The sequence below is a fragment of the Methylobacterium sp. genome (genome assembly GCF_028290105.1).
Lineage (GTDB): Bacteria > Pseudomonadota > Alphaproteobacteria > Rhizobiales > Beijerinckiaceae > Methylobacterium.
This window is the reverse complement of record NZ_JAQGKL010000081.1, coordinates 16,165-42,155: the sequence shown is the minus strand read 5'-3', so window position 1 is coordinate 42,155 and position 25,991 is coordinate 16,165. Positions and strand designations below refer to the sequence as shown.

29 protein-coding genes and 1 pseudogene are annotated in these 25,991 nt (G+C 71.0%); 18 read left to right on the top strand and 12 right to left on the bottom strand.

Features of this window, described 5'->3' with window-relative positions:
• The 7 genes from JWQ05_RS06485 to JWQ05_RS06455 all read left to right on the top strand — a co-directional run.
• Positions 1 to 1,133 (top strand): SfnB family sulfur acquisition oxidoreductase (locus tag JWQ05_RS06485; protein WP_299656320.1); only part of this gene is annotated, 1,133 nt, incomplete at its 5' end.
• A 188-nt stretch (positions 1,134 to 1,321) separates the two neighbouring features.
• Entirely contained in the window at positions 1,322 to 1,486 is a 165-nt protein-coding gene (locus tag JWQ05_RS06480; protein ID WP_299656317.1) for a hypothetical protein, read from the top strand.
• A 93-nt stretch (positions 1,487 to 1,579) separates the two neighbouring features.
• Positions 1,580 to 2,746: an acyl-CoA dehydrogenase family protein gene (locus tag JWQ05_RS06475; protein WP_299656314.1), complete on the top strand. Its 1,167-nt coding sequence runs from the start codon at positions 1,580 to 1,582 to the stop codon at positions 2,744 to 2,746.
• Positions 2,747 to 2,808: 62 nt separating this feature from the next.
• Entirely contained in the window at positions 2,809 to 3,396 is a 588-nt protein-coding gene (locus JWQ05_RS06470) for an SAM-dependent methyltransferase (RefSeq protein WP_299656311.1), read from the top strand.
• Entirely contained in the window at positions 3,393 to 4,118 is a 726-nt protein-coding gene (locus tag JWQ05_RS06465; RefSeq protein ID WP_299656308.1) for a cytochrome b/b6 domain-containing protein, read from the top strand. Before JWQ05_RS06470 ends, JWQ05_RS06465 begins: the two co-directional genes overlap by 4 nt.
• On the top strand, positions 4,111 to 4,851 hold the full coding sequence (locus JWQ05_RS06460) for a molybdopterin-dependent oxidoreductase (protein ID WP_299656305.1): 741 nt from the start codon (positions 4,111 to 4,113) through the stop codon (positions 4,849 to 4,851). The genes JWQ05_RS06465 and JWQ05_RS06460 overlap by 8 nt, the downstream gene beginning before the upstream one ends.
• A gap of 131 nt (positions 4,852 to 4,982) precedes the next feature.
• On the top strand, positions 4,983 to 5,450 hold the full coding sequence (locus tag JWQ05_RS06455; protein WP_299656302.1) for a hypothetical protein: 468 nt from the start codon (positions 4,983 to 4,985) through the stop codon (positions 5,448 to 5,450).
• A gap of 43 nt (positions 5,451 to 5,493) precedes the next feature.
• On the opposite strand, the gene ureG is transcribed toward JWQ05_RS06455, so the two are convergent.
• From ureG to JWQ05_RS06420, 7 genes are read right to left on the bottom strand one after another with little or no spacing between them, the layout of a single operon-like run.
• Positions 5,494 to 6,108, bottom strand: a complete 615-nt coding sequence (gene ureG / locus JWQ05_RS06450; RefSeq protein WP_299656299.1) for an urease accessory protein UreG — start codon at positions 6,106 to 6,108, stop codon at positions 5,494 to 5,496.
• A gap of 10 nt (positions 6,109 to 6,118) precedes the next feature.
• On the bottom strand, positions 6,119 to 6,793 hold the full coding sequence (locus JWQ05_RS06445) for an urease accessory UreF family protein (protein ID WP_299656335.1): 675 nt from the start codon (positions 6,791 to 6,793) through the stop codon (positions 6,119 to 6,121).
• Complete coding sequence (locus JWQ05_RS06440; protein ID WP_299656296.1) at positions 6,786 to 7,289, bottom strand: urease accessory protein UreE; 504 nt, start codon at positions 7,287 to 7,289, stop codon at positions 6,786 to 6,788. The genes JWQ05_RS06445 and JWQ05_RS06440 overlap by 8 nt, the downstream gene beginning before the upstream one ends.
• Positions 7,286 to 7,786, bottom strand: a complete 501-nt coding sequence (locus tag JWQ05_RS06435) for a DUF29 domain-containing protein (RefSeq protein WP_299656293.1) — start codon at positions 7,784 to 7,786, stop codon at positions 7,286 to 7,288. The genes JWQ05_RS06440 and JWQ05_RS06435 overlap by 4 nt, the downstream gene beginning before the upstream one ends.
• On the bottom strand, positions 7,783 to 8,241 hold the full coding sequence (locus JWQ05_RS06430) for a DUF29 domain-containing protein (RefSeq protein WP_299656291.1): 459 nt from the start codon (positions 8,239 to 8,241) through the stop codon (positions 7,783 to 7,785). The genes JWQ05_RS06435 and JWQ05_RS06430 overlap by 4 nt, the downstream gene beginning before the upstream one ends.
• Positions 8,242 to 8,277: 36 nt before the next feature.
• Entirely contained in the window at positions 8,278 to 10,005 is a 1,728-nt protein-coding gene (gene ureC / locus JWQ05_RS06425) for an urease subunit alpha (RefSeq protein ID WP_299656288.1), read from the bottom strand.
• Positions 10,006 to 10,010: 5 nt separating this feature from the next.
• On the bottom strand, positions 10,011 to 10,631 hold the full coding sequence (locus JWQ05_RS06420) for an urease subunit gamma (protein WP_299656285.1): 621 nt from the start codon (positions 10,629 to 10,631) through the stop codon (positions 10,011 to 10,013).
• 223 nt (positions 10,632 to 10,854) lie between these two features.
• Between JWQ05_RS06420 and puuE the strand changes: the two are divergent.
• From puuE to JWQ05_RS06385, 7 genes and pseudogenes are all read left to right on the top strand, one after another.
• Positions 10,855 to 11,745 (top strand): annotated as a pseudogene (puuE, locus tag JWQ05_RS06415) (allantoinase PuuE); the annotation flags it as partial.
• Positions 11,746 to 11,786: 41 nt separating this feature from the next.
• Positions 11,787 to 12,431, top strand: a complete 645-nt coding sequence (rutR, locus tag JWQ05_RS06410) for an HTH-type transcriptional regulator RutR (protein ID WP_299656282.1) — start codon at positions 11,787 to 11,789, stop codon at positions 12,429 to 12,431.
• Between the two features lie 247 nt (positions 12,432 to 12,678).
• The gene (rutA, locus tag JWQ05_RS06405; protein WP_299656332.1) at positions 12,679 to 13,779 is read left to right on the top strand and encodes a pyrimidine utilization protein A; all 1,101 of its coding nucleotides are present in this window, start codon (positions 12,679 to 12,681) and stop codon (positions 13,777 to 13,779) included.
• Complete coding sequence (rutB, locus tag JWQ05_RS06400; RefSeq protein WP_299656279.1) at positions 13,779 to 14,525, top strand: pyrimidine utilization protein B; 747 nt, start codon at positions 13,779 to 13,781, stop codon at positions 14,523 to 14,525. The genes rutA and rutB overlap by 1 nt, the downstream gene beginning before the upstream one ends.
• Before the next feature lie 33 nt (positions 14,526 to 14,558).
• Entirely contained in the window at positions 14,559 to 14,948 is a 390-nt protein-coding gene (gene rutC / locus JWQ05_RS06395) for a pyrimidine utilization protein C (protein ID WP_299656276.1), read from the top strand.
• Positions 14,949 to 14,955: 7 nt separating this feature from the next.
• Complete coding sequence (gene rutD, locus JWQ05_RS06390) at positions 14,956 to 15,735, top strand: pyrimidine utilization protein D (protein ID WP_299656329.1); 780 nt, start codon at positions 14,956 to 14,958, stop codon at positions 15,733 to 15,735.
• Positions 15,736 to 15,806: 71 nt separating this feature from the next.
• Positions 15,807 to 16,286: a flavin reductase gene (locus JWQ05_RS06385; RefSeq protein ID WP_299656326.1), complete on the top strand. Its 480-nt coding sequence runs from the start codon at positions 15,807 to 15,809 to the stop codon at positions 16,284 to 16,286.
• 92 nt (positions 16,287 to 16,378) lie between these two features.
• Here the strand turns inward: JWQ05_RS06385 and JWQ05_RS06380 are convergent, their stop codons facing one another.
• The 3 genes from JWQ05_RS06380 to JWQ05_RS06370 all read right to left on the bottom strand — a co-directional run bounded on the left by JWQ05_RS06380 (position 16,379) and on the right by JWQ05_RS06370 (position 19,141).
• Complete coding sequence (locus JWQ05_RS06380) at positions 16,379 to 16,630, bottom strand: hypothetical protein (RefSeq protein ID WP_299656273.1); 252 nt, start codon at positions 16,628 to 16,630, stop codon at positions 16,379 to 16,381.
• A 308-nt stretch (positions 16,631 to 16,938) separates the two neighbouring features.
• Positions 16,939 to 17,781 (bottom strand): factor-independent urate hydroxylase, encoded by an 843-nt coding sequence (pucL, locus tag JWQ05_RS06375; RefSeq protein ID WP_299656270.1) that lies wholly within the window; start codon positions 17,779 to 17,781, stop codon positions 16,939 to 16,941.
• Positions 17,782 to 17,812: 31 nt separating this feature from the next.
• Positions 17,813 to 19,141, bottom strand: coding sequence for a nucleobase:cation symporter-2 family protein (locus JWQ05_RS06370; RefSeq protein ID WP_299656323.1), 1,329 nt, complete (start codon positions 19,139 to 19,141; stop codon positions 17,813 to 17,815).
• Between the two features lie 218 nt (positions 19,142 to 19,359).
• Between JWQ05_RS06370 and JWQ05_RS06365 the strand changes: the two genes are divergently transcribed.
• Positions 19,360 to 21,315: an alpha/beta hydrolase domain-containing protein gene (locus JWQ05_RS06365; protein ID WP_299656267.1), complete on the top strand. Its 1,956-nt coding sequence runs from the start codon at positions 19,360 to 19,362 to the stop codon at positions 21,313 to 21,315.
• 10 nt (positions 21,316 to 21,325) lie between these two features.
• Here JWQ05_RS06365 and JWQ05_RS06360 read toward each other — a convergent pair whose 3' ends face one another.
• Both JWQ05_RS06360 and JWQ05_RS06355 read right to left on the bottom strand, forming a co-directional pair.
• Complete coding sequence (locus JWQ05_RS06360; RefSeq protein WP_299656264.1) at positions 21,326 to 23,572, bottom strand: EAL domain-containing protein; 2,247 nt, start codon at positions 23,570 to 23,572, stop codon at positions 21,326 to 21,328.
• Positions 23,573 to 23,827: 255 nt separating this feature from the next.
• Entirely contained in the window at positions 23,828 to 24,196 is a 369-nt protein-coding gene (locus tag JWQ05_RS06355; RefSeq protein WP_299656261.1) for a hypothetical protein, read from the bottom strand.
• A gap of 202 nt (positions 24,197 to 24,398) precedes the next feature.
• Between JWQ05_RS06355 and uraD the strand changes: the two genes are divergently transcribed.
• The 3 genes from uraD to JWQ05_RS06340 all read left to right on the top strand — a co-directional run bounded on the left by uraD (position 24,399) and on the right by JWQ05_RS06340 (position 25,990).
• Positions 24,399 to 25,280 (top strand): 2-oxo-4-hydroxy-4-carboxy-5-ureidoimidazoline decarboxylase, encoded by an 882-nt coding sequence (uraD, locus tag JWQ05_RS06350; protein WP_299656258.1) that lies wholly within the window; start codon positions 24,399 to 24,401, stop codon positions 25,278 to 25,280.
• 190 nt (positions 25,281 to 25,470) lie between these two features.
• On the top strand, positions 25,471 to 25,698 hold the full coding sequence (locus tag JWQ05_RS06345; protein ID WP_299656255.1) for a hypothetical protein: 228 nt from the start codon (positions 25,471 to 25,473) through the stop codon (positions 25,696 to 25,698).
• 31 nt (positions 25,699 to 25,729) lie between these two features.
• Positions 25,730 to 25,990 (top strand): hypothetical protein, encoded by a 261-nt coding sequence (locus tag JWQ05_RS06340; RefSeq protein WP_299656252.1) that lies wholly within the window; start codon positions 25,730 to 25,732, stop codon positions 25,988 to 25,990.
• Position 25,991 lies beyond the last annotated feature (1 nt).

The window sequence follows — 25,991 nt, the reverse complement described above, 5'->3', positions numbered from 1 at the left end:
CGCGCCTCGCGGCGGAGTTCCGGGTCGGGGCGTCCGAGCGCGACCGCACCGGGCGCCGGCCGCTGCCTGAACTCGACGCGTTCTCGCAGAGCGGCCTGTGGTCGATCAACGTGCCCCGGGCACACGGCGGGCCGGGGGTGTCCTACAGGACCCTGGCGCAGGTGATCGCCATCATCTCGGCGGCCGACCCCTCCATCGGCCAGATCGCCCAGAACCATCTCGGCATCGTGGCCTCCATCGACACCGTCTCGGACGAGGCCCAGAAGGCGCTGCTGTTCGGCCTCGTGCTCGCCGGCACCCGCTTCGGCAATGCCTTCTCGGAGATCGGCACACCGCGCGCGGCCGAGTTCAAGACCGGCTTCGTCGAGGACGGCGACCACGTCGTGGTCCAGGGCACCAAGTTCTACGCCACGGGGGCGCTGCTCGCCCACCTCGTGCCCATCGTGGCCCTCGATGGAGAGGGCCGGGCCTGGTACGCCATCGCGGAGCGCGACGCGCCCGGCCTCACCGTGATCGACGACTGGTCGAGCTTCGGCCAGCGCACCACCGCGAGCGGCACCGTCCGGATCGACGGGGTGCGGGTGCCGAAATCCCATCTGGTGCCCGCCTGGAAGGGCTATGCGCATCCGAGCGCCGACGGGGCGATCTTCCAGATCATCCAGGCGGCGGTGGATGCGGGCATCGCCCGGGCTGCGCTCGCCGAGACCATCGACTTCGTGCGCACCAAGTCCCGGCCCTGGATCGACAGCGGCCTGGAGCGCGCGTCCGACGATCCCCACACCATCCGCATCGTCGGCGATCTGACGATCCGCCTGCACGCGGCCGAGGCGCTGCTCGACCGGGCGGGTCTGGCCATCGACGCCGCGGTCGCCGCACCCGATGCCGACACGGTGGCGGCCGCGCAGCTCGCGGTGGCCGAAGCGAAGGTGCTCACGACGGAGGTGGCGCTCGCCACCACCAACACCCTGTTCGAACTCGCCGGCACCCGCTCGACGCTCGCCGAGCACAACCTCGACCGGCATTGGCGCAACGCCCGCACCCACACGCTCCACGACCCCGTGCGCTGGAAATACGCGATCGTCGGCAACCACGCCCTCAACGGGGTGAACCCGCCCTTCCACGCCTGGAGCTGACGCCTTCGCGGCGAAGCAACGGGACGACGGGCGTGTGCAGGGGCACGCGCCCGGAGCCGCCCGACGCATGGCAGCGTATCGCCGCGCGGTACTCCTCCGGACGGGGGCGAGGGCGCATCTTAAGATCATCGTCATCTCTTCCGCCGCCTCATGCGGCGGCCGAAACGTGTTTTCAGGACTGCAACGCCGTGGATACCGAGACCGCCAAGATGCTGGTGGGGGCCGCCCTCGTCCTCGCCATCGGGGCTTTTTCCGTGCTGACGATGGTCGGAATGATCCGCGACATGGTGAGCGACCTGCGGGCCGGACGCGCCGAGCGGCGGAGCGGACCCTCCGAGGCGAACCGGGCCTGAGGCCCGAGCCCCGCGCCCTTTGACGCGGGCAAAGCCCCGGTTCCGACGCAGATCGCATCTGGTGATCGCGGATGTGTGATCCATGTCACCGGGATGAACTTCGCTTTTCAAGACCGCATCGAGACCGGCCCGGCCCGGATCAGGGCCGCCGGGCGCGCCGTTTCGCGCCGCGCGGCGGAGCGCGCCGACGCCCTCGACCGGGAGGGTGGGTTTCCCGCCGAGGACGTGGCGCACGCCCACGCGGCCGGGCTGCTCACGGCGCCGCTGCCGGTGGCACTCGGCGGCGCCGGCCTCGACGCACCCGGAATGGCGCCGGTTCTGGCCGATCTCCTGGCGCAGATCGGGCGCGGCAGCCTCGCCCTCGGGCGGCTCTACGAGGGCCACGTCAACGCCCTGTCCCTCGTCCTTCGCTACGCCGAACCGGCCGTGGCCGAGCGCCTGGCGCGGGACGCCCGCGCCGGGCACCTGTTCGGGGTCTGGAACACCCAGCCGCAGGCGGGCGGCCTCAGCCTCGAGGCGGCGGGCGCCGGCTGGACGCTGAGCGGCGCCAAGTCGTTCGCCTCCGGGGCCGGCTCCGTCACGCGCCCCCTCGTGACCGCTCGCCGGCCCGACGGGCGCCAGCAGATGCTGGTGGTGGCGCTGGAGGCCGGGACCCGGGCGGACCTCTCGGGCTGGCGCGCGCAGGGCATGCGCGCCTCGACCTCCGGGGTGCTCGACTTCACCGGATTGCCGGCGGACGCGGACGGCTTCGTCGGCGGCCCCGACGCCTATTTCGCCGAGCCGCACTTCTCGGGCGGGGCCTGGCGCTTCGCCGCCGTGCAACTCGGCGGCATCGAGGCGGTGTTCGACGCCCTGCGCACGCACCTCCGGGAGACCGGGCGGGGCGGCGACCCGCATCAGGCGGCCCGCCTCGGGGAGGCCGCGATCGCGGTCGAGACCGCCCGCCTGTTCGTGACCCAGGCGGCGACGCTCGCCAGCGACCCGGAAGCCGACCCGAACCGGGTGATCGCCTACGTCAACCTAACCCGGCTCGCCGTGGAGCGGGCGGGGCTCGACGTGCTGGAGCGAGCCCAGCGTTCGGTGGGCCTGTCCGGCTTCCTCGCGCCGCATCCCCTGGAGCGGCTGGCGCGCGATCTCGCGACCTACCTGCGCCAGCCCGGCCCCGACCGGGCCCTGACCAGCGCGGCCGCCTATGTCCTCGCCGATGCGGGCCCCGCCGACCGGCTCTGGCGCGATCCCGCCGAGGCCCTTACTCCATGAAGCTCCGGCAAATCTGCAATCCGGCACGTCGTTTCGGGCACGTCCATCAACGGTGAGGGTCCATGACACGCACCACGGAATCGATCCCGCCGGACTACTTCACCGAGCTCTACGCCTCCAACCCCGATCCCTGGGACTTCACCGCCAGCCCCTACGAGCACGCCAAGTACGCCGCCACCCTGGCGGCTCTCGGCCGGCCCACCTACGCCGAGGCCCTCGAGGTGGGCTGCTCCATCGGCGTGCTCACCCGGCAGCTGGCGGATCGCTGCGGACGCCTGCTTTCCCTCGACGTCGCCCAGAGCGCCATCGATGCCGCCAAGGCACGCTGCGCCGACAGCCCGCACGTCGCCTTCCTGCGGGCCGCAGTGCCGAGCGAGTGGCCGCCCGGCCGATTCGACCTCGTCGTGCTCTCGGAGGTCCTGTACTTCTTCACTCCTGAGGATCTGGCGAGCCTCGCCGCGCATCTCCTCGCGGCACTGAAGCCCGGCGGCGAGGTCGTCCTCGTGCATTGGCTCGGGGAGACGAACTTCCCCTTGAGCGCGGACGAGGCCGTGGAGACGCTGATCGGAGCGACGGCGGGCCAATTGCAGTCCGGCCTGCAGAGCCGCACGGAGCGCTACCGCCTCGACGTGCTGCGGGCACCCGCGTGACGCAGGCGCCGCCTCCGGACGTCGTCCACCGGCACGCCGCCTGGGTGCGCCTGACCCACTGGCTCAACGCGGCCGCCTTCCTGGCGCTCGCCGTCAGCGGGGTCGCGATCCTGCTCGCCCTGCCGCGCCTGTTCTGGGGGGAGACCGGCGCCAACGGGGCGCCGGCCGCCTTCGAGCTCCCCATGCCGGTGAATCTCGAACAGACGGGCTGGGGCCGAAACCTGCACTTCCTGGCGGCCTGGGTGCTCGTCCTCAACGGCGCGCTCTACCTCGTCGCCGCCCTGGTCGGCGGCCATCTGCGGCGCGACCTCGTACCGACCTCCGACCAGCTGGCCCCCGGCCACCTCGCCCGCGAGATCGCCGACCACGCCCGGCTGAGGCCGGCGCGCGGGCGCGAGGCCCTGCGCTACAACGCCTTGCAGAAGCTCGCCTATCTCGCCGTCCTGCTCCTGCTGTTTCCCCTGATGGTGCTCACCGGGCTCACCATGTCGCCGGGCGTCACGGCGGCCTATCCCGAGCTGTTCAGCCTGTTCGGCGGTCGCCAATCGGCGCGCACGCTGCACTTCCTGGCCGCCTGCCTGCTCGTGCTGTTCCTCGTGGTCCACGTGGCGCAGGTCTTCGTCGGCGGGGCCGGCAACCTGATGCGCGCGATGATCACCGGACGCTTCCGCGTCCCTCCAGAGATCTCCAAAGAGACTTTCGCGGGGGCCCCCGATGCGTGACCTCTCGCGCCGCCGCCTCCTCGCGGGCTCGGGCACGCTCGTCGGCGCCGGGCTGCTCGGGGGCTGCGATGCGCCGGCCCTGTCGCGCCTCGCCACCCCCTACGACTGGAGCAACGGCCTCACCTTCGCGGTCCAGCGCTGGCTCCTGCGCCGGCAGCCCCTGGTGCGGGAGTTCGGGCCGGAATCCATCTCGGCGGTCTTCCCGACCATCAACACCACCGATCCCGACAATCCCGATTACCGGCGCTCCCGCGCCCTCGGCTTCTCGGACTGGAGGCTTCCCGTCGGCGGGCTGGTGGAACGCCCGGGCGCCTTCTCGCTCGCCGAACTCCGGGCGATGCCGGCGCGCTCCCAGATCACGCTCCATGCCTGCGAGCAGGGCTGGTCGGCCATCGCCGGCTGGACGGGCGTGCCGCTCGCCCATCTGCTCGCGCAGGTCGGCCTGAAGCCGGAGGCGCGCTTCATCGTGATCCGCAGCGTCGACGGCTGGTGGGACAGCTACGACCTGTTCGACGCGCTCCATCCCCAGACGATCCTCGCCTACGGCATGAACGGGGGCGACCTGCCCCTGGCGCACGGGGCGCCGGTGCGCCTGCGGGTGGAGCGCCAGCTCGGCTACAAGAGCCTGAAATACGTCAGCGCGATCGAGGCGGTGGCGCGGGTCGACGGCCTCGGCAAGGGCCGGGGCAGCATGGTCGCCGAACTCGGGTTTCCCTGGTACGCGGGAATCTGAGGCTCGGCGCGGGGCGCGACCGGCCGGCTCGCGTGATCGTGGCGAGCGCCCGGATGCACGGCACGTCCGGGAATGGCTACGATCCCGGCGTCTGACGAAGGCGGGTTCCTGGACGCATGCGGCGACGCCTGATGAAATTCCTCCACACGATGGGGGCGGCCGGATTGATGGGCGCGATGGCGGCGCTTCTCGTCATGCTGAGCGTAGCGCCCCCGCCGAGCGCGCTGGCCAGCTACGCGGCGGTCCGCGGGGCCATGGGGGCCGTCGCCACCTGGATCATCCTGCCGAGCCTGGCGCTCATGCTGGTGTCCGGCCTCCTGGCGATGACCCTGAACCGGGCCTTCCTCAACGCCGGATGGGCCTGGTTGAAGCTCGCCACCGGGGTCCTGATGTTCGAAGGCGTGCTGGTCTACGTGCAGGGGCCGATGCAGCAGGAGGCGGAGCAGAGCGCCGGGGCGCTGGCGGGCCGCGTCGACCCCGCGACGCTCGCCGCGACCCTCGGGCCGGAGCGCAACACGCTCTGGGTCCTGCTCGTCGTCGCCACAGCCAACGTCGTGCTGGGCATCTGGAGACCGCGGCTGATCCGGCTTCCCAGATAGGTGATTCCGGCTCGCGTCGGGATCCAGCGGGAGCGGACCGGCGTCAGGACAGTCCGCCCGCCTCCACCACGAATCGCGCGATGGCGTCCGCCCCGTGGCCGTCGCGCAGCGACGCGAACACGTAGGGCCGGGTGCCGCGCATGCGCTTCGTGTCGGATTCCATGATGCCGAGATCGGCTCCGACCAACGGCGCGAGGTCGGTCTTGTTGACGATAAGGAGGTCCGAGCGGGTGATGCCGGGCCCGCCTTTCCGGGGGATCTTCTCGCCGCCCGCCACATCGATGACGTAGAGGGTGAGGTCGGCCAATTCCGGCGAGAAGGTCGCCGCGAGGTTGTCGCCGCCGGATTCGATCAGGATGAGGTCGAGCTTCGGAAAGCGCCGGCGCATCTCCGCCACCGCCGCGAGGTTGATCGAGGCGTCCTCGCGGATCGCCGTGTGCGGGCAGCCACCGGTCTCGACACCCATGATCCGCTCCTCGGGCAGGGCGCCCGCCACCGTGAGCAGGCGGGCATCCTCCTTGGTGTAGATGTCGTTGGTGATCGCGCAGATCTCGTAGACGTCGCGGAACCGCTTGCAGAGCTGCTCCATCAGGGCGGTCTTGCCAGAGCCCACGGGGCCGCCGATGCCGACGCGAAGCGGGCCATTTGGAGAGGTCATCGCTCAGTCCTCAGGAACGGAAAATCCGGGAATACTGGGTCTCGTGCCGGAACGAGCCGAGATCGAGGTTCAGGGTCGCGCTGCCGAGATCGTCGAGGCCGAGGGCGGGAATCGTGGCGGCGAGCGCCGTCACCCGGGGCGTCAGGGTCGCGATGATCCGCGTGCCCGCGCTCTGGCCAATGGGCGCGCAGCGCAGGGCCGCCGAGACGAGGTTCTGCAGGAAGGCGAGGCCGAAGCCCGCCAGCACGGGCGCCAGCGCCATGCGGTGCGCCCCCGCGGCGAGGCCGACCGCGACCGGGTAGGCCACCGCGCCCTCGAGGGCGGCGGCAAGCCGCTCGAGCCCGGGGGCGCCCCAGGCCGCCTGGGTGGCGTCGAGGAAGCTGCGGCCCTGCTGGCTCGTCTCCAGGTGCAGTTCGCGCGATGGGGCCAGGGCCAGGGCGAGGTCGTTGAGGTCGGCGAGCGCGGCGGCATCCTCGCCCAGCGCCGCCGCATGGGCGTGGGCGAGGAGGATGAGGTCGTTGCGGCCCGAACCGTGCTCCAGCACGTCGGCGAGCCAGGGCGTGAGCGAGGCCTCGTCGGTGACGTCGCCCGTCTCCACCGCCCCTTCGAGCCCATGCGAATAGGCATAGGCGCCCACCGGATAGCCCGGCGACAGCCACGCCATCAGGCGCAGGGCCTCAATCATGGGGATGCGGATGATCGTGGAGTGGATGATCGTGGTGATGAGGCCCGTGGTGATGGCCGGCGGCCTCGCCCGCATAGGCGCCGCCCTCGGGGCGGAACGGGCGCTCCACGGGCTCGGCGCTGCCGCCCAGCCCCCGCACCATCTCGGCGAGCACATGGTCGAAGGCGATGTAGACCGCGTCCGCGCCGATCTCGGCCGGGATGTGGCGGTTGCCGATATGCCAGATCAGACGCTTGAGGGCGCGGTCGTCGGCCGCGCGGATCTCCAGGAGCCGCTCCGGCGCGGCCTCGATCCAGATCAGCCGTCCATCCTGCAGCACCACGGCGTCGCCGTCGTCGAGGATCGTCGGCTCGGGCAGGTCGAGCAGGAAGGACAGCCCTCCGAGACCCCGCATCGCCATGCGCCGGCGGTGCCGGTCGCCGTGGTCGAGGACGATGCGGTCGACGATCTCGCCCCGGAGCGCGTCGCGGCGCAGGACGCGGGTGGCGCGGATCATGGGAGAACCTTCAGCATCCACCAGCCCTCGCCGCGGATCGCCTCATCTCCGTGAGGATCCGGATAGACGCCGACCGTCAGGATCTCGCTGTCCGAAAAAGGGCAGGAATCCGGGAAGCTCTCGTCGAACAACGCGCTTTCGAGAACCGCACGCGCCTTCGCGGCCGGATAGATCCGCGCGATCAAGTCGGGAATCTCGCGACGCAGGCTCGGGTCGTCGCGAAGGCTGCGCTCGATCCGAAGCCACTGGTTGTCGAGGGTCGCCGCCCAGCCATGGCAGCGCAGGTCGACCTGCTCGGCCCATCGCAGCAGGCCCGTCAGGACGACCCCCAGGCGTGCCCGCAGGTCGTGCCGCTCGCGAAGGCCGAGCCGGCCGACCACCGCCGACAGATTCCCGTGATCCGGCCGGCCGGTGCGGCCTTCGCGCAGGGCACGCGCCTGCGCCTCGGCCCAGGCGCTCAGATCGGCGGAAAAGGCATCGGGCGGCGACAGCGTCACGTTTCGAATCCGGGATCGAGGATGTCTTCGATCGTGAAGGGGCAGGCGGGCGGAAACGCGGCCATGGCGATGCGGGTTTCGCCGGAGGTGATCCGCACCGCATCCGGGTAGACGTCCGGGAGTGCCTCGCGCGGCAGGCCGCGCAGGCTGGGATTGCGTGCGATCAGCCGCTCGATCTGGCGGCGTCGCTCGCGAAGCGCCCTGCGCCAGCTCGGCGTGGCGCGCTCAGGCTGCAGGCGAAACTTGAGCAGATGTGCAAGCAGCACTTCGAGGCGCAAGGTAATCGCGTCGCGCTGGCTGCGGCCCCAGCTTTCCACCTCTTCGAGCAGGTTGGCGACGTCGAGCGCGGCATCGTCGCGCCGCGCGAGCAGGTGGGCCTGCGCCTGCGTCCAGGCAAAGAAATCCCGCTCGTACAGATCGGCCGCCGGTGGCGGCTTCAGCGCGACCTTGGACACGAGGGCCTCCCTGAGGGTTCGCGACGCCATCCTACGTCAAAACAGGAAGTATCGCTGCGCCATCGGCAGCACCTCGGCCGGCTCGCAGACCAGCAATTCGCCGTCGGCGCGGACATCGTAGGTCTCGGGATCGACCTCGATGTGGGGGGTGGCGTCGTTGAGGATCATGCTCTTCTTCGAGATGCCGCCGCGCACGTTCTCCACGGCCACGAGGCGCTTCTGCACGCCGAGCCTGTCGCCGAGCCCGTCCTCGATGGCCGCTTTCGAGACGAAGGTCAGCGCGGTCGCGAAGGGCACGCGGCCGAAACTGCCGAACATCGGCCGGTAATGCACGGGCTGGGGGGTCGGGATCGAGGCGTTGGGGTCGCCCATCGGCGCGGTGGCGATGGCGCCGCCCTTGATCACGAGGTCGGGCTTCACCCCGAAGAAGGCCGGGTTCCACAGGACGAGGTCGGCGAGCTTTCCGGGCTCCACCGAGCCGACATGCGCCGAGACGCCGTGGGCGATGGCCGGGTTGATGGTGTATTTCGCGATGTAGCGGCGGGCGCGCAGGTTGTCGTGGCCGGAGGTGTCGCCGGGGAGGGCGCCGCGCTGGCGCTTCATCTTGTCCGCCGTCTGCCAGGTGCGGATCACGACCTCGCCGACCCGGCCCATGGCCTGGCTGTCCGACGACATCATCGAGAGCGCGCCGATGTCGTGCAGGATATCCTCGGCCGCAATGGTCTCGCGGCGGATGCGGCTCTCGGCGAAGGCCAGATCCTCGGGGATCGCCGGATCGAGGTGGTGGCACACCATCAGCATGTCGAGATGCTCGTCGATGGTGTTGACCGTGTAGGGCCGCGTCGGGTTGGTGGAGGAGGGCAGCACGTTGGCGAGGCCCGCCACCTTGATGATGTCCGGCGCGTGGCCCCCGCCCGCCCCCTCCGTGTGGAAGGCGTGGATGGTGCGCCCGGCGAACGCCCGGATCGTGTCCTCGACGAAGCCGGATTCGTTGAGCGTGTCGGAGTGGATCATCACCTGCACGTCGTGCAGGTCCGCCACGGTGAGGCAGGTGTCGATGGCCGCCGGCGTGGTGCCCCAATCCTCGTGGAGCTTCAGGGCGCAGGCCCCGGCGCGGATCATCTCGACGAGGCTCTCGGGCCGCGAGGCGTTGCCCTTGCCGGCAAACGCGAGGTTCATGGGAAACGCATCCGCCGCCTCGATCATCCGGGCGAGGTGCCAGGGACCCGGCGTGCAGGTGGTGGCGAAGGTGCCGTGGGCCGGCCCCGTGCCGCCGCCGAGCATCGTGGTGATCCCTGAACACAGGGCCTCCTCGATCTGCTGCGGGCAGATGTAGTGGATGTGGCTGTCGAACCCGCCCGCCGTCAGGATCTTGCCCTCTCCGGCGATCACCTCCGTGCCCGGCCCGACGACGATGTCGACGCCCGGCTGGATGTCCGGGTTGCCGGCCTTGCCGAGCTTCGCGATCCGGCCCTTCACGATGCCGACGTCGCACTTCACCACGCCCCAATGGTCGAGGACCACCGCGTTGGTGATGACCGTGTCGACGGCGCCGTCCTGGTTGGTGACCTGGGATTGCCCCATGCCGTCGCGGATCACCTTACCGCCGCCGAACTTCACCTCCTCGCCGTAGGTGGTGTGGTCGCGCTCGACCTCGATGACGAGGGACGTGTCGGCGAGGCGGATGCGGTCGCCGGTGGTCGGGCCGAACATGTCGGCATAGGCGGCCCGGGGCAGGGCGGCGCGGGGGGGCAGGTTCGTCATGGTGTTCAGAGTTTTCCCATCACGTCGCCGCGGAACCCATAGACCGTGCGGTCGCCGCCGAGCGGCACCAGAACCACCTCGCGGGTGGCGCCGGGCTCGAAGCGCACCGCCGTGCCGGGGGCGATGTCGAGGCGCTGGCCGCGCGCCTTCTCGCGCTCGAAGGTCAGGCCGAGGTTCACCTCGTAGAAATGGTAGTGCGAGCCGACCTGGATCGGCCGGTCGCCGACATTGGCCACGCTCAACAAGGTGCGGGGCAGGTCCTCGTTGAAGACGATCTCGCCGGGCAGGGTCGTCACGGTGCCGGGCACCTCGGCGGAGGCGGCCCCCCGGATCGGGTGGTGCACGGTGACGAGCTTGGTGCCGTCCGGAAACGTCGCCTCGACTTGAATGTCGTGGATCATCTCGGGGATGCCGTCCATGCATTGCTCGGCGCTGAGCACGTGCCCGCCCGCCTGCATCAGGTCGGAGACCGAGCGCCCGTCGCGTGCCCCCTCCACCACGAAGTCGCTGATCAGCGCGATCGCCTCCGGGTAGTTCAGCTTCACCCCGCGGGCGAGGCGGTTGCGGGCCACCTGCGCGGCCATGGCGAGGAGGAGCTTGTCCTTTTCGCGTGGGGTCAGGAGCACGGGAAGAACCTCAGGGGTTGGGCGCGGGGCCTGTCGGGGGCCGTGAAGGCAAGGACCGTGCGCGGCGGGCCGCCTCTCGGACGCGGGCCGCATGCATGCATCCCGCAGGGCCGAGCGCAAGGCCCCGGAGCGCGCTCCGGTGCGCGCTCCGGCGGTTGACAGGGCGCGGCCCCTCGGCCGAACAGCAGGGCCGATCCTTTCCCCGAGCCAAAGGGCCGGCCCGTTGACCTACCCCCGCGATCTCGTCGGCTATGGCCGCAACCCGCCGCATCCGCGCTGGCCGAACGGCGCGCGGATCGCGGTGCAGATCGTGCTCAACTACGAGGAGGGCGGTGAGAACTGCATCCTGCACGGGGACGCCGCGTCGGAGGCATTCCTGTCGGAGCTGGTCGGCGCGCAACCCTGGCCCGGCCAGCGCCACATGAGCATGGAATCGCTGTTCGAATACGGCGCCCGCGCCGGGTTCTGGCGCCTCTGGCGGCTGTTCCGATCGCGCAACATCCCCGTGACGGCGTTCGCGGTCGCCACGGCGCTCGCCCGCCACCCCGATGTCGCCGCCGCCATGAAGGAGGCCGATTGGGAGATCGCCTGCCACGGCCTCAAGTGGATCGACTACCGCGACTTCACCCGGGCGCAAGAGAAGGTGCACTTTGACGAGGCGATCCGCATCCACACCGAGATCACGGGGGAGCGCCCGCGCGCCTGGTATACCGGGCGCTCCTCGCCCCACACCCTCGACCTCGGCATCGAGGCCGGCATGACATACCTGGCCGATTCCTACGCCGACGACCTGCCCTACTGGATCACGGAACCGAGCGGACGCGGCCTCGTGGTGCCCTACACGCTGGACGCCAACGACATGAAGTGCGCGGCGATCCAGGGCTTCAACACCGGCGAGCATGTCTTCACCTATCTTCGCGACACCTTCGATGCGCTCTACGCCGAGGGGGCGGAGGCGCCCAAGATGATGTCGGTGGGCCTGCATTGCCGCCTGATCGGGCGGCCGGGGCGGATCGGCGCGCTGATCCGCTTCCTCGACCACATCGCCACCCACGAGCACGTCTGGGTGGCGCGGCGCATCGACATCGCCGAGCACTGGATCCGGACGCATCCGCCGGCCTGACGCGCAGCCTCGCCCGAGGGAGTCATCGTTTCGTGCAGCAGCCAGCCAACACGCCGCCCGCGCGTCGGCGCCGCAAGGACGGACAAGCGCGGCGCGAGGCGATCCTCGATGCGGCCCTCGCGCTGTTCTCGGGTCTCGGGCTGCACGGCGCCAGCGTCGAGGGCATCGCCGAGCGGGCAGGCCTGTCGAAGACCAACCTGCTCTACTACTTTCCCTCCAAGGAAGACCTCTACGTCGCGGTCCTGCGCCGGGTCCTCGATATCTGGCTCGACCCCCTGCAAGCCCTCGACGCGGACAGCGCGCCGGCCGAGGCGCTGAAGGATTACATCCGCGCCAAGCTCACCCTGTCGCGCGACGCGCCGCAGGCCTCGCGACTGTTCTGCCTGGAGATCGTGCAGGGTGCCCCCCTGCTGCGCGCCGAACTCGAAGGACCGTTGCGCGCGCTCGTCGAGGCCAAGGCCGCGATCCTCCGGGGCTGGCGTGCCGAGGGGCGGATCGGCGCGCACGATCCCCACCACCTGATCGTCTCGATCTGGGCGATCACCCAGCATTACGCGGACTTCGCCGTTCAGGTGAACGCCGTCACCGGACGCGGCCTCGACGACCCGGAGTTCTTCGAGAGCGTCGTCGCGAGCACGCAGGCGTTGATCCTGGGCGGGCTCGGCCTGCGGCCCTGAGCCGTCACGGACCCGAATTTTCGCCGCCCGGCTGGGCAAACCTCGCTCAGCCCATAGGCAGACGGGAGAGAGTTTATGCAACCGGCCGAAACCGGCGGTTCAGAGTTTGACCATCTGGTCTGAATGATCTTCGATCGGGTCAACCGAAGGTGATTCCCAGTCTCCGGTCGGTCCAAGCGGGCCGCGGACTTGCCTTCGGAGAGGTTGCGTCCGCGCGAGCGAGGTCGTCATGCCCAGCGAGGCTTCCATGAACGTCGGCGTCTTCATCCCGATCGGAAACAACGGCTGGCTCCTTTCGGAGAACGCGCCGCAATACAAGCCGAGCTTCGAGCTGAACAAGCAGGTGGTGCTCAAGGCCGAGGGCTACGGCCTCGACTTCGCCCTCTCGATGATCAAGCTGCGTGGCTTCGGCGGCAAGACCGAGTTCTGGGACCACAACCTCGAATCCTTCACGCTGATGGCGGGATTGGCCGCCGTCACCAGCCGGATCAAGCTGTTCGCCACCGCCGCCACCCTGTGCATGCCCCCCGCCATCACGGCGCGCATGGCCGCCACCATCGATTCGATCTCGAACGGACGCTTCGGCCTCAATCTCGTCACCGGCTGGCAGCGGCCGGAATACTCCCAGATGGGCCTGTGGCCCGGCGACGAGTACTTCTCCCGCCGCTACGAGTACCTCGCGGAATACGCGCAGGTGCTGCGCGACCTCTGGGAGACCGGCGCCTGCGACCGCAAGGGCGAGTTCTTCCAGATGGAGGATTGCCGCCTGAGCCCGCGCCCCCAGGCCGACATGAAGGTCATCTGCGCGGGCCAATCCACCGCCGGCATGGCGTTCACGGCGCAATACGCGGACTACAATTTCTGCTTCGGCAAGGGCGTGAACACGCCGACCGCCTTCGCCCCCACGGTGGAGCGCCTGGAGGCCGCCAAGGCCGCCACGGGCCGCGACGTCTCCTCCTACGTGCTGTTCATGATCATCGCGGACGAGACCGACGAGGCCGCCCGCGCCACCTGGGAGCATTACAAGGCCGGCGCGGATGCCGAGGCCATCGCCTGGCTCGGATTGCAGGGCGCGGCGGACACCCGGTCGGGGGCGGACACCAACGTGCGCCAGATGACAGACCCGACCTCGCCGGTGAACATCAACATGGGCACGCTGGTCGGCTCCTACGCGGAGGTGGCGCGCATGCTCGACGAGGTCGCCACCGTGCCGGGCACCGAGGGCGTGCTCCTGGTCTTCGACGACTTCCTGAAAGGGCTCGACGCCTACGGCACCCGCATCCAGCCGCTGATGGCGAGCCGGGCGCATATCGCGGCTGGAGCCGAACCGATGGCGAAGGTGGCGTGATGGCGGAAACGCAAAAACCCGCCGGCTACACCGACCCGGCGGGGCGCCTGGGCGGCATCACCCTGGCGGCGCGGCCGGAGGTCATCGCCTTCGACGCGTCGGCCACCGCGCTCATCGTCGTCGACATGCAGAACGCCTACACCACGCCGGGGGGCTACCTCGATCTCGCGGGCTTCGACGTCTCCGGCACGGGCCCGGTGGTGGCGTGCATCGCCCGCGCGGTGAAAGCGGCGCGGGCGGCCGGAATCCGGATCGTCTGGTTCCAGAACGGCTGGGACCCCGACTACGTGGAGGCGGGGGGACCGGGCTCGCCGAACTGGCACAAGTCGAACGCCCTCAAGACCATGAGAAGCCGGCCGGGTATGAACGAGCGCCTGCTCGCCCGGGGCACCTGGGACTACGCGCTGGTCGATGCCCTGAAGCCCGAGCCCGGCGACATCGTGCTGGGCAAACCGCGCTACAGCGGCTTCTACAACACGCAGCTCGACAGCCTGCTGCGCGCGGCCGGCATCCGCACCCTGGTCTTCACCGGCATCGCCACCAATGTTTGTGTGGAATCGACCCTGCGCGACGGCTTCTTCCTCGAATATTTCGGGATCGTCCTGGCGGACGCGACGCATCAGGCCGGGCCGCCGGCCCTGCAGGCGGGGGCCCTGTCCAACATCGAGACCTTCTTCGGCTGGGTCTCGGACGTGACCGCCTTCGAGGCCGCGCTGCGGCCGGGCATCGCGGCGGCCGCCGAATAGGCCCTTGACGCCCTCTGAGGAGCACCCCGAACAATGCCCAAGACCGTGATCGTTCCGCCCGGCACCGGCAAGCCGCTGGCGCCCTACGTGCCCGGCACCCTGGCCGACGGCGTGCTCTACGTCTCGGGCACGCTGCCCCTCGATGCGGATGCGAACGTCGTCCACGTGGGCGACGCGGCCGCGCAGACGAGGCACGTGCTGGAGACGATCAAGGGTGTCGTCGCGGCCGCCGGCGGCACCATGGACGACGTCACCTTCAACCACGTCTTCCTGAAGGACTGGTCCGATTATGCGGCGATCAACGCGGTCTACGCCGAGTACTTTCCCGGCGAGAAGCCGGCGCGCTACTGCATCCAGTGCGGCCTCGTGAAGCCCGACGCCCTGGTGGAGATCGCCTCGGTGGCGCATGTCGGCCGGGCCTGAGGCGCGCGTGGCCGCCGCGATCCACCACGCGGTCCAGGGTCAGGGCACCCGGACGGTGCTGCTCTCGCCGGGGCTCGGCGGCTCGGCCGGCTACTTCGCGCCGCAGATGGAGGCGCTCGCCGCGCGGTTTCGCGTCGTCACCTACGATCATCGCGGCACCGGACGCTCGGGGGGAGCGCTCGAGCGGGGGCACGACATCGCCGCGATGGCCCGCGACGCGCTGGCGGTGATGGATGCCTGCGATGTCGCCACCTGCGACATCGTCGGGCATGCGCTCGGCGGCCTGATCGGCCTCGAACTCGCCCGCACCCACCCCGAGCGGGTCGGGCGCCTCGTGGTGATCAACGGCTGGGCGAAGGCGGATTCCGCGACGAGGCGCTGCTTTGCCGCCCGCAAGCTGCTGCTGGATGCCGGCCCCGAGGCCTATGTCCGGGCGCAGGCCATCTTCCTCTACCCGGCGCCGTGGCTCTCGCAGAACGCCGCCCGCGTGGCCGAGGACGAGGCGCATGCCCTGGCGCATTTTCCGGGGCGCGAGACGGTGCTGGCGCGGATCGCGGCCCTGGAGGCCTTCGACCTGACGGCGGATCTCCCCGCAATTTCGCACGAGACCCTGGTGATGGCGGCGGACGACGACGTGCTGGTGCCCTATCTGTGCTCGGAGGCGCTCGCACGGGGCCTGCCCAACGCGCGCCTCGACCGGGTGCCGAGCGGCGGGCACGCCCATAGCGTGACCCGCGCCGACGCCTTCAACCGGACGCTCGTGGCGTTCCTCGCGCGACAGGAGTGAGCGCCGTGATTCAGACGAGGCCGACCGGAACGACGCCCCCGCCCGTCGAAGGCGCCGCCTTTCGCGGCGCGATGGCGCGGGTCGCCAGCGCGGTCCATCTCGTCACCACCGACGGGCCGGGGGGCCGGGCCGGCTTCACCGCCTCCGCCGTCTGCAGCGTCAGCGACGCCCCGCCGACGCTTCTGGTCTGCATCAACCGAACCTCGTCGGCCTACGCGGCGGTGAGCGCCAACGCGGCGCTGTGCATCAACACCCTGGCGGCCGACCAGACCGGGATCGCGGCCGCCTTCGGGGGCCGCACGCCGATGGAGGCCCGCTTCGCGGCGGCCGCCTGGACGACCCTCCTCACGGGCGCGCCGGTGCTCCAGGGCGCGCTCACCGCCTTCGATTGCCGCATCGTCGCCCGCCATCCGGTCGGCACCCACGACGTGCTCTATTGCGAGGTTTTGGGGCTCGCCGAGCCCGGGGATGGGCATGGCCTCGTCTACGCGGACCGGGACTATCACACGGTCCCGCTGGGCGGGGCGGCCCCGCGCGAGGCCGCCGCCTGAGGCGGGTTTTCGCGGGACGCTCGAGACGACGAAGGCCGGCGCTCCTCGGGGGAACGCCGGCCTTCCTGATGATGGGTCGTCGGGTCCGGGCCTTACCAGCGGTCGTTGCGGCGTGCGCGGACCGAGCCGGTGGTGAAGTCGCCCTGATCGGCGCGCGGGGCGACGACATAACCGCGGCTGCTGCGAAGCTCGTTCAGGTTCCGGGCCGCGGCCTGACCTTCGAGACCACCCGGCGCCACGGCGGCCGGGATGCCCGCGGGGGCATTGTAGCTCTGGGCGAGGGCGGCCGAGGCGGAGAGGCCGAGGGCCATGGCGAGGGCGGCGGTGAGACGGCGATGGGTCATGTCGGCAATCCTGGATCACAACGGTTGTCGCGAAGACGCGACGCGCACCGTTCATGTTCCTCAAAATTGAGCACACCTGCCGCGTAAAACAACAGAAAATGCTCGCCGACTGTGCATTGAAGATGTGCAGATCTTACGAATTCTCGACGCGCCCGCGATACGCACGGCGCTCATCCGAAAAAAGCCAAACATTCACATCGACTTAGGCTGTCGCCCAAAATTCCCGCAGCCGGGCAGGCGCCTTGGCATGGTTCTCGGCCGGAGCGTGCGGTTCGGCACACCGTGCGGCGGATGAGGCCGGGTGTGCGTCAGCCGGCACGGCCGATGGTGGCCTCGATCTGCCCGTGGGGCTCGTCGGTGGGCAGGAAGACCTGCCCACCGTGATCGATGCCGAAGGCCGCGAGATTCATCGGGATGTAGTGCTTGTTGGGCATCGCGAAGCCGATCTCGGCGATGTCCGGCCGGGCGGCCAGCACCGCCTCGCCCATGCGGTACATGCTGTCCTGCACGCCCGCGCTGTAGGTCGTGGCGAATTCGGCGATCATCGTGTCGAGCACGGCGGCGTTCGCCGCCACCGGGTCTTCGGGCGGCGTGGTCCAGGTCCAGGTCGCGTCCATGCTGGTGGCGCAGATTCGGTCGCCCGTATCGGGCAGGGTGCGGAATTCGTCGTCGACGAAGTCCTCCCAGCCCGATTGCGTGGTCTTCATCAGGGTGTAGCCGCGCAGGCCTGATTGCAGCACCGCGGCCTGCCGGTCGGCCACCAGCCGCACGAAGGGCTGGCCGTTGCCGTCGAGGGTGAAGGTGTGGGCATGGGGGCGGCCGTCGACGTCCCGGCGCAGCCAGCGGGTCTCCAGGGCCTCGATGCTGACGGAAGCGACCTGCGCGTAGCGCTCCAGGAACAGCGCCGCCACGTGGCCGACGAAGGCCTCGGTCTCGGCCTCGACGTGCCGGGCGGCGGTGATGTTGACGATGTTCTTGATGCTGTCGGTGGCCACCACCTGCCGGTTGTCGCCTCGCGTCCAGGCGGCCCCGAAATCACCGTCCAGCAGCACCGTCAGGGAGAGTTCGCGCACAGCGTGGCGCTCGCCGTCGCGGGCGAGGCGGAGCACCCGGACGCGGCCCTTGCCGTAGCGTGCCTTCGTCAGCGCCATGATGCGTGTCCTTTTTTCGTGGTCGGTTGGCTCACGCCTCGGCGGCGTGGGCGAGGCGGGTCGCCTCGGCGCGGGCGCCGGCCTCGCTGCCGAGCCCGTTGAAGAACAGATTCAGGGCCACCGCCGACAGGGCGGCGAGCAGGATGCCGGATTCGAGCAGCGGATGCAGCACGTCGGGCATCTGCTTGAAGAAGGCCGGGGCCACCAGGGGGATCAGCCCGAAGCCCACCGAGACGGCGACGATGAACAGGTTGTTGCGGTTGCCCGCGAAATCCACCGCGCCGAGGATGCGCGTGCCCGTGGCCGCCACCATGCCGAACATGACGAGGCCGGCGCCGCCGAGAACGCATTGCGGCACGGCCTCCACCAGGGCGGCGAGCTTGGGCACCAGCCCGAGGCCGAGCATCACGAAGCCGCCGATGACCGTCACGAAGCGGGAGCGCACGCCGGTGACGCCGACCAGCCCGATGTTCTGCGAGAACGAGGTGTACGGGAAGGTGTTGAAGATCCCGCCGAGCACGGTGCCGAGCCCGTCGGCGCGCAGGCCCCGGACCAAGCGCGCCTCGTCCACGGTCTCGCCGGTGATCTCGGCGAGCGCCAGGAACATGCCGGTGGATTCGATCATCACCACGACCATGACGAGGCAGAGGGTCAGGCTCGCCACGAGGTCGAATTTCGGCATCCCGAAGGCGAAGGGGCGCACCACGTCGAACCACGGCGCCGAGGCCACCCGCGACAGGTCGACGAGGCCGAAGAACCCCGCCACCGCCATGCCGACCACGATGCCGATGAGCACGGACGCGGAGGCGAGGAAGCCCTGGGCGTAGCGGGTCAGTCCGAGGATGACGAGGAGCACGAAGAGCGCGATGCCGAGGTAGAGCAGCGCCCCGTATTGGGGGTTGCCGATGCCGCCCGCGGCCCAGTTCACGCCGACCCGCATCAGCGAGATGCCGATGACGAGGATCACCGTTCCGGTCACCACCGGCGGGAACAGGGGCAGCAGGCGCCCGACCAGCGGAGCGGCGAAGAGCGCGAACAGGCCCGCGACGATGACCGCGCCGTAGATGCCGGTGAGCCCGAGGGCCGGGTTGGTGCCCATGGCGATCATCGGCGTCACCGCCGCGAAGGTGACGCCCATCATCACCGGCATGCGGATGCCGATGCCGGGCAGGCCCCAGCTCTGGACCAGGGTGGCGAGGCCGCAGGCGAACAGGTCGGCGCTCACCAGCATCGCCACCTGCTCGGGGGGCAGCTTGAGGGCGCGCCCGACGATGAGCGGCACCGCCACCGCACCGGCATACATCACCAGCACGTGCTGCAGTCCCAGGAGGCCGAGGGCGACGGGAGGCACCTTGGCCACCGGCGCGGGTGGGGCAGGTTGAGAAGCGCTGTGATCCACGCGTCGGTCCCTCGTCAGGCGAGCCGCTGAGGGCCGCGCACGGAGAAGGGTCCGCAAACCACGTGCCACCCCAGAAGGGGCGATCCCCCAGGCCAAGACGCCCTCGACCGCGCGGATGCGCCGTGTAAGATCCCGGCCAACAGCGCAGCTTGACGCTGGCGGGGCTCGAGGAAACATCCATGCGAACGGTCTCCGCTCTCCTGGGCGCCCTCCTGTATGGGAGCCTCGGACAGCCCGTCGAAGCGCGGATCACCGCCATCGAGGTGCGCGCCGTCGAGCCCTTCGCCGACAACCAGAGCTTCGGCGAGGCCGGTGCCTACGAGCGCGTCGTCGGCGTCGCCCAGGGTGAGCTCGATCCGGCGGACCCGCGCAACGCCAGGATCGTCGACCTCACGCTGGCGCCCCGCAACGGACGCGGGATGGTGGAATACCGGACCGACATCTTCCTGCTGCGTCCGAAGGATCCCGCCCGCGCCAGCGGCACCCTGCTGTACGAAGCGCCCAATCGGGGCCGGAAATTCCTGTTCAACTGGGTGCTCGATGCCCCCGCGCAGGCCGCGCAGGCGGTGAACGACCCCAGGGGCGCCGGGGATGCGGGCACGGCCCTGGTGCTGCGCCGGGGCGACACCATCGTCTGGTCGGGCTGGGAGGCGGACGCCCTGCGCCAGCAGGGCGGCATGGCGATCGACGTGCCGGTGGCGACCCGCAACGGAACGCCGATCGTCGAGACCGTGCGCGACGAACTCGTGAGCGGGACGCGGGGGCCGCCCGAGGCGCCGTTCTTCCTCACCTTCAAGGCCGCGGGCCTCGATCGCGCGAGCGCCCAGCTCACCGTCCGGCGCCGGGAGGCGGACGCGCCCCGTCCGGTTCCGGAAGGCGCCTGGACCTTCGCCTCGCCGGGCGAGCTGCGCCTGCTGCCCGCCACCGTCAAGCCCGAGCCCGGGACGCTCTATTCGCTGACCTATCAGGCGGCCAACCCGAAGGTGCTCGGCATCGGCTTTGCCGCCACGCGCGACGTCGTGGCCTTCCTGCGCGGGCCGGCCGCCCCCGAGAACCCGGCGGGCGGCGTGATCCGGCATGCCGTGGCGCTGGGCATCTCGCAGAGCGGGCGCTTCCTGCGCGACTACATCCGCCAGGGCTTCAACCAGGACGAGGCCGGCCAGCGCGTCTTCGACGGCATGCTCCTGCACATCTCGGGCATCGGCGGCGTCTTCCTGAACGCCCGCTTCGGCCAGCCCTCGCGCACCAACACCCAGCACGAGGACCACCTCTACCCCGAGAACGCCTTCCCGTTTTCCGCCGCCACCCAGCACGATCCCGTGACGGGCCAGACCGGCGCGCTGCTGCGCGGGGACGGCTTCGACCCGCTGCTGATGGAGGTGAACACCAGCACCGAATACTGGCAGAAGGGCGCCTCACTGCTGACGACCGATCCCCTGGGTCAGGCCGACGTGGCGCTACCCGGGACCGCGCGGGCCTACCTTGTCGCCAGCGGCTTCCATTACGGGCGCGCGGGCCTGACCGCGAACAAGGGGCCGTGCCTGCACCCCCGCAACACCCTGAACCCCGCCCCGGCCCTGCGCGCGCTCCTGGTGGCCCTGGAGGATTGGGTCACGCGCGGCATCGCGCCCCCGCCGAGCCGGGTGCCGCGCCTGGCCGACGGGACGCTGGTGGCCGCTGGGGAGACCGGCTTTCCCTATGTGCCGGGCCTGCGCCTGCCCGACGCGCCCAATGCCATCGCGCGCTTTGCGAGCTTCGTCGATCCGCGTCCCGAAAGCGGCCCGCAATATCGCCCCCTGGTGCCGAAGGTCGACCCGGACGGGCACGAGATCGCGGGCATCCGTCTGCCCGAGGTCGCGGCGCCGCTCGCGACCCATACGGGCTGGAACCTCTACGCCGAGCCGTTCCCGGCGGGAGAACTCTGCGACCGGGAGGGCAGCCGGCTGCCCCTGGCCCGGACCCGGGCCGAGCGGGAGGCCCAAGGCGATCCGCGCCCCTCCCTCGAGGAGCGCTATCCGGCGCCGGGCGACCACGCCGCGGCGGTCGCGCGCGCGGCCGAATTGCTGGTGGCGGACCGGCTGCTCCTGCCGGAAGACGCCGAACGCCTCGTCGGTGCGGCAGGGCCTCAGCCTTGAGCCCGCGTGTTCACGCGCCGTCCGATTCCGGGGCACCCCGATTCGCGACGCCGCGTCCGAATGCGCCTCGTTCGGACGAATCCAGGCGCGCCGCGGTCCGGAGGTAATCGCGCGCCGCGTCCGGCGGCAGAGGCCGGCTGAACAGGAAGCCCTGGACCTGCGTGCAGCCTTCCCGGCGCACGAGTTCGAGCTGCTCGGCCGTCTCCACGCCCTCGGCCACGATGCCCATGCCGAGACGCTCACCGATGCCGACCACCGCCCGCACGATCGCGGCCGCATCGGGATCGGCGATGTCGCGGATGAAGGACCGGTCGATCTTGATCTGGTCGAAGGGGAAGCGGCGCAGGTAGCTCAGGCTGGAATAGCCGGTGCCGAAATCGTCGAGGGCGATGCGCACGCCGAGCGCGCGCAGGCGATGCAGACCGGCGATCACCGATTCCGCATCCTGCATCAGCACGCTCTCGGTGACCTCGAGCTTGAGGCGGTCCGCCGGCAGGCCGCTGGCGGCCAGGGCCGCCATCACGGTGGCCTCCAGGCCCGCGCGCCGGAGTTGCACCACCGAGACGTTCACCGCCACGCGGACGGGTGCCGGCCAGGACGCCGCCTCGCGGCAGGCCTCCTGCAGCGCCCAGGCGCCGAGCGGCACGATCAACCCGGTCTCCTCGGCGAGCGCGATGAAGGCGCCGGGCGGGATCTCGCCCTGGACGGGATGGCGCCAGCGCATCAGCGCCTCGAAGCTGACGACGGAGGCCGTCGCGGAATCGACCACCGGCTGGTAGGCGAGGTGGAACTCGCGGGACCGGATCGCTTCCTTCATGTCGAGGGCGAGCTGTCCGCGCGTGGCGATGCGGGCGCCCGCCCCGGGCTCGAACTCCCGGTGCGTGTTGCGCCCCGCCGCCTTGGCTTCGTACAGGGCGATGTCGGCGCGCTGGAACAGTTCGTCCGGGTCCTGGTCCAGCTCGGTCCCGATCGTGACGCCGATGCTGACGCCGACCTCGACGCTCTGGCCGTCGAGGTCGATCGGCTCGCTCACCGCCGCGATCAGCCGGTCCGCGATGCCGTCCGCCTCCCGGGCCTCGTCGAGATAGGCGAGCACGATGGCGAATTCGTCGCCGCCGAGGCGCGCGATGGTGTCGTAGGGGCGCAGCACATTCCGCATCCGCTCGGCGACCACGCGCAGCAGCGCGTCGCCGGCCGGATGCCCGAGGCTGTCGTTGACCGCCTTGAAGCGATCGAGATCGCAGGCCAGCACCGCGAAGGCGCTGCGGGCCCGGCTCGCATGCGCGATGGCCTGATCCAGCCGGTCGCGGAACAGCGTGCGGTTGGGCAACCCGGTCAGGGCATCGTGCAGCGCCATGTAGCGGATCTGCTCCTCCGCCGCCCGGCGCCCCGTCACGTCCGTGAAGGTGCGCACCAGCCCGCCCTCGGGCAGGGGCAGCGTGCGCACCTGGAGCACGGTGCCGTCGGGGCGGGCGCGCTCGTAATCGTAGATGCGTGCCGCCGGATCGCCGCGCTCCAGCCATGCGCGGAGCGTATCGGGCAGGTGGGCGAACTCGCCCTGCGCCGTCTGGTAGGCGCGCACGGCCGCGAACGGCGCGCCGTCGTAGAGGAGAGCCTCCGCCACCCCCATCATGGCGGCGACGTGCCGGTTGTAGACCCGCACGCGGTCGTCGGCATCCGTCATGAGCAGGCCCTGGTCCATGCTCTCCAGGGTGGTGCGCAGCAGCGTGTCCGAGGCCTCGACCCGGCGCTGGGCCTGGGCGGCCTCGACCTGCGACGCCCGCCCGCGCAGCGTCGCCTCGACGAACAGGGCGAGATCCGCGAGGCGCCTGCGGTCGGCCTCGCCGAAGCCGGCGCGGGGGTCCGTGTCGGCGATGCAGACGGTCGCGGCGTTGATGCCGTCGGCCAGGGCGATCGGCACGCCCGCGTAGAAGCGCAGGAACGGCTCGCCCGTGACCAGGGGATTGGCGCGGAAGCGCGCGTCGCGGTGGGTGTCGAGCACCACGAGGGGCACGTGGGGCTCGCCCAGGACGGTATGCGCGCAGAACGCCACCTCCCGCGGCGTGCCCGGAACGCTCAAGCCCTCGCGACCGAGGAACCACTGGTAGGCCTTGTCCACCCGCGACACGAAGGCGAAGCGCACGCCGAAGAGCGCGGCGGCGGTCCGGCACACGGCATCAAGCTGGGCATCCGGCGCGGGCTCGCCCGAGACCTCGGAGGCATCGGGCACGACGCACGAAAGGGATGCTCCGATCATTTCCGTCCGGCCCACGAATCCACACGTCGAGCGGATCTCCCTACAACCTTCAATCGAAGACGAATACAGGATCGATTGTCGCGACGACTGATTTCAACCGGGAACCCGAGTCGCCATTAACATAATTTACTATTTTCGATCTTCCGAGGTGACGGCCTCCTCTCGGAACCGATGCGCTTGGACGAAACCGGGCGCGCGCCTCGCACCCTGGTTGCGCGAGGCGGGACGCACGCCCCTTGGGCCGCCGGGCTTCGCTCAAGAGGCGCGCGGCGGGCCCTTGCGCAGGTCGTCGTAGAGGCGCTGGACCTCCTGGATCGTGGCGTGGCCCCGGCTCCAGTTCGTCTCTCGCACGTTGGTCTCGGTGAAAGCGCTGTGCGAGGTGCCGCCGAACCCGTTGAAGACGGTCTCGACCCCGTCGACGTGGTAGTCGATGCGGTAGGACGGGCTGATCCCGTGGGCCCCGCCCTTGCCGCTCACGCCGATGCGCACCAGGGCGTCGCCGTGCCGCTTCTGGCAGAAGCGCATGTTGCCGAGGAGCCGGCGCAGGTATTCCTCGGGCTCGGCGAGATCGCCCGCGACCTGGATCAGCGTCGCGTCGGGCGGAAGATGCGTCTTGCGGATCATGGGGCGTCGCCTCGTTGTCGGGTCCGGGCCGCCGGGACGAACCATGCGCGCCGACGGCCGGGATCGCGGGCCAGACCACATTTCGGGGTTGCTGGCGAGGTTCACCGGCGGGGTTGCCGGCGGGTCGAGTTCGGGCGGGCTGGCCCGTTGCCTGCTAAGCCGTTCTCCGGCCGCCGGCCCCGCGCGCAGGATTGAGATCTCGATGCCGACCCTCGACGACTTGAACCAGGCCTCGCACGGCACGTTCGTCACCACCCTCGGGGCGGTCTTCGAGCACGCGCCCTGGGTCGCCGAGGCCGTTGCCGGACAGCGCCCCTTTCCCACCGTCGCGGCGCTCCTGGCCGCCATGCGGGGCGCGGTGGAGGCCGCGTCCGGGGAGGCGCGCCTCGCCCTCTTGAGCAACCACCCGGAACTGGCCGGGCGCGCGGCCCGCGACGGCGCCATCGCCCCCGATTCCATCGCCGAGCAGGCCTCGGCGGGGCTCGACCGGCTCCCGGAGGCGGAGTACGCCCGCTTCGCGGCGCTGAACGGCGCCTACCGGCAGGCCTTCGGCTTTCCCTTCATCCTCTGCATCAAGCGGCACGGCCGCGCCTCGCTGATGCGGACCTTCCATGCGCGCCTCGACTCCGACCCGGAGAGCGAGCGCGCGACCGCGCTGACCGAGGTCTTCCGCATCGCCGCGATCCGCCTCGGCGCCCTGGTGAGCGGAGCGGAGGCACCGCGCACCACGGGCCGGATCTCAACCCACGTCCTCGACACCGCGTCGGGCCGGCCGGCGCCGGGGGTGGCGGTGGAACTCCACGAATGGGTCTCGGAGACCGAGACCGCCCTGGTCGCCCGGGCCGTGACCAACGCCGACGGGCGCACCGACGCGCCCCTGATCGGCGGCCGGCCGGTGCCGATCGCCGCCTACGACCTGCGCTTCCGGATCGGCGACCATTTCCGAGCGACCCATCCGGGCCTGCCCGAACCGCCCTTCCTCGACATCGTCAGCCTGCGCTTCGGCGTCGCCGATCCGGAGGGTCACTACCACGTGCCCCTGGTGGCGAGCCCGTGGAGCTACCAGACCTATCGGGGAAGCTGAGGCCGGCCTGCAGGGGGTGGGATCAGCCACCATCCCGGCGCCCGGGTGCGCTCCTGGCCACCCTCGCGGAGCCTCGCCGACGCCACGTCGGCCGGTTCAGGCAAAACCCTGTGATTTCAGATGGCTCCGGCACATCCTTTGCCTGCCGCCTCACCGACGGTCGGGCGCCACGCCCGCGGGAGGATCGGATTTGACGCATCGGTTTTCGGCCACCCGGCTGGCGGCGCGAGCCCTCGCGGCCACGCTCCTCACGGCCGGGCTGTTCCTCCTCACCCCGGCGCCCCGGGCGCAGGGCACCCTGATCGCGCCCGGCGGCCAGCCGCGCGTGACGGCCCCCGGCGGCCTGCGCGGGCGCGCGGCCCTGAGGCACCGGCACAAGGCCCGGCGCGGGACGATCCATCAGCGCCGTCACCGTTAAGACATCCCGCCCCGATCCAGGAGCCCTGCCCATGATCCGCCTGACGACACTCCTCGCCCTGTCCCTCGGCCTCGCGGGGCCGGCCTTCGCGCAGAGCGTCGGCGCCCCCGCCGGCATGGAAAGCGCCACCGCCCCGGGCGGGACCGAGGGCCGGGCCGGCCCTCGCAACGAGGCGGAGGCGATCCGCAGCGGCGAGGCCATCCCGGTGCCGCCGGGCGCCGGCGTCCCGGTCGAGGAGCGCATGCCGGCCCCCGAGGTACCGATGACGCCGCCCCCCCCGCCGCGCCCCTGAG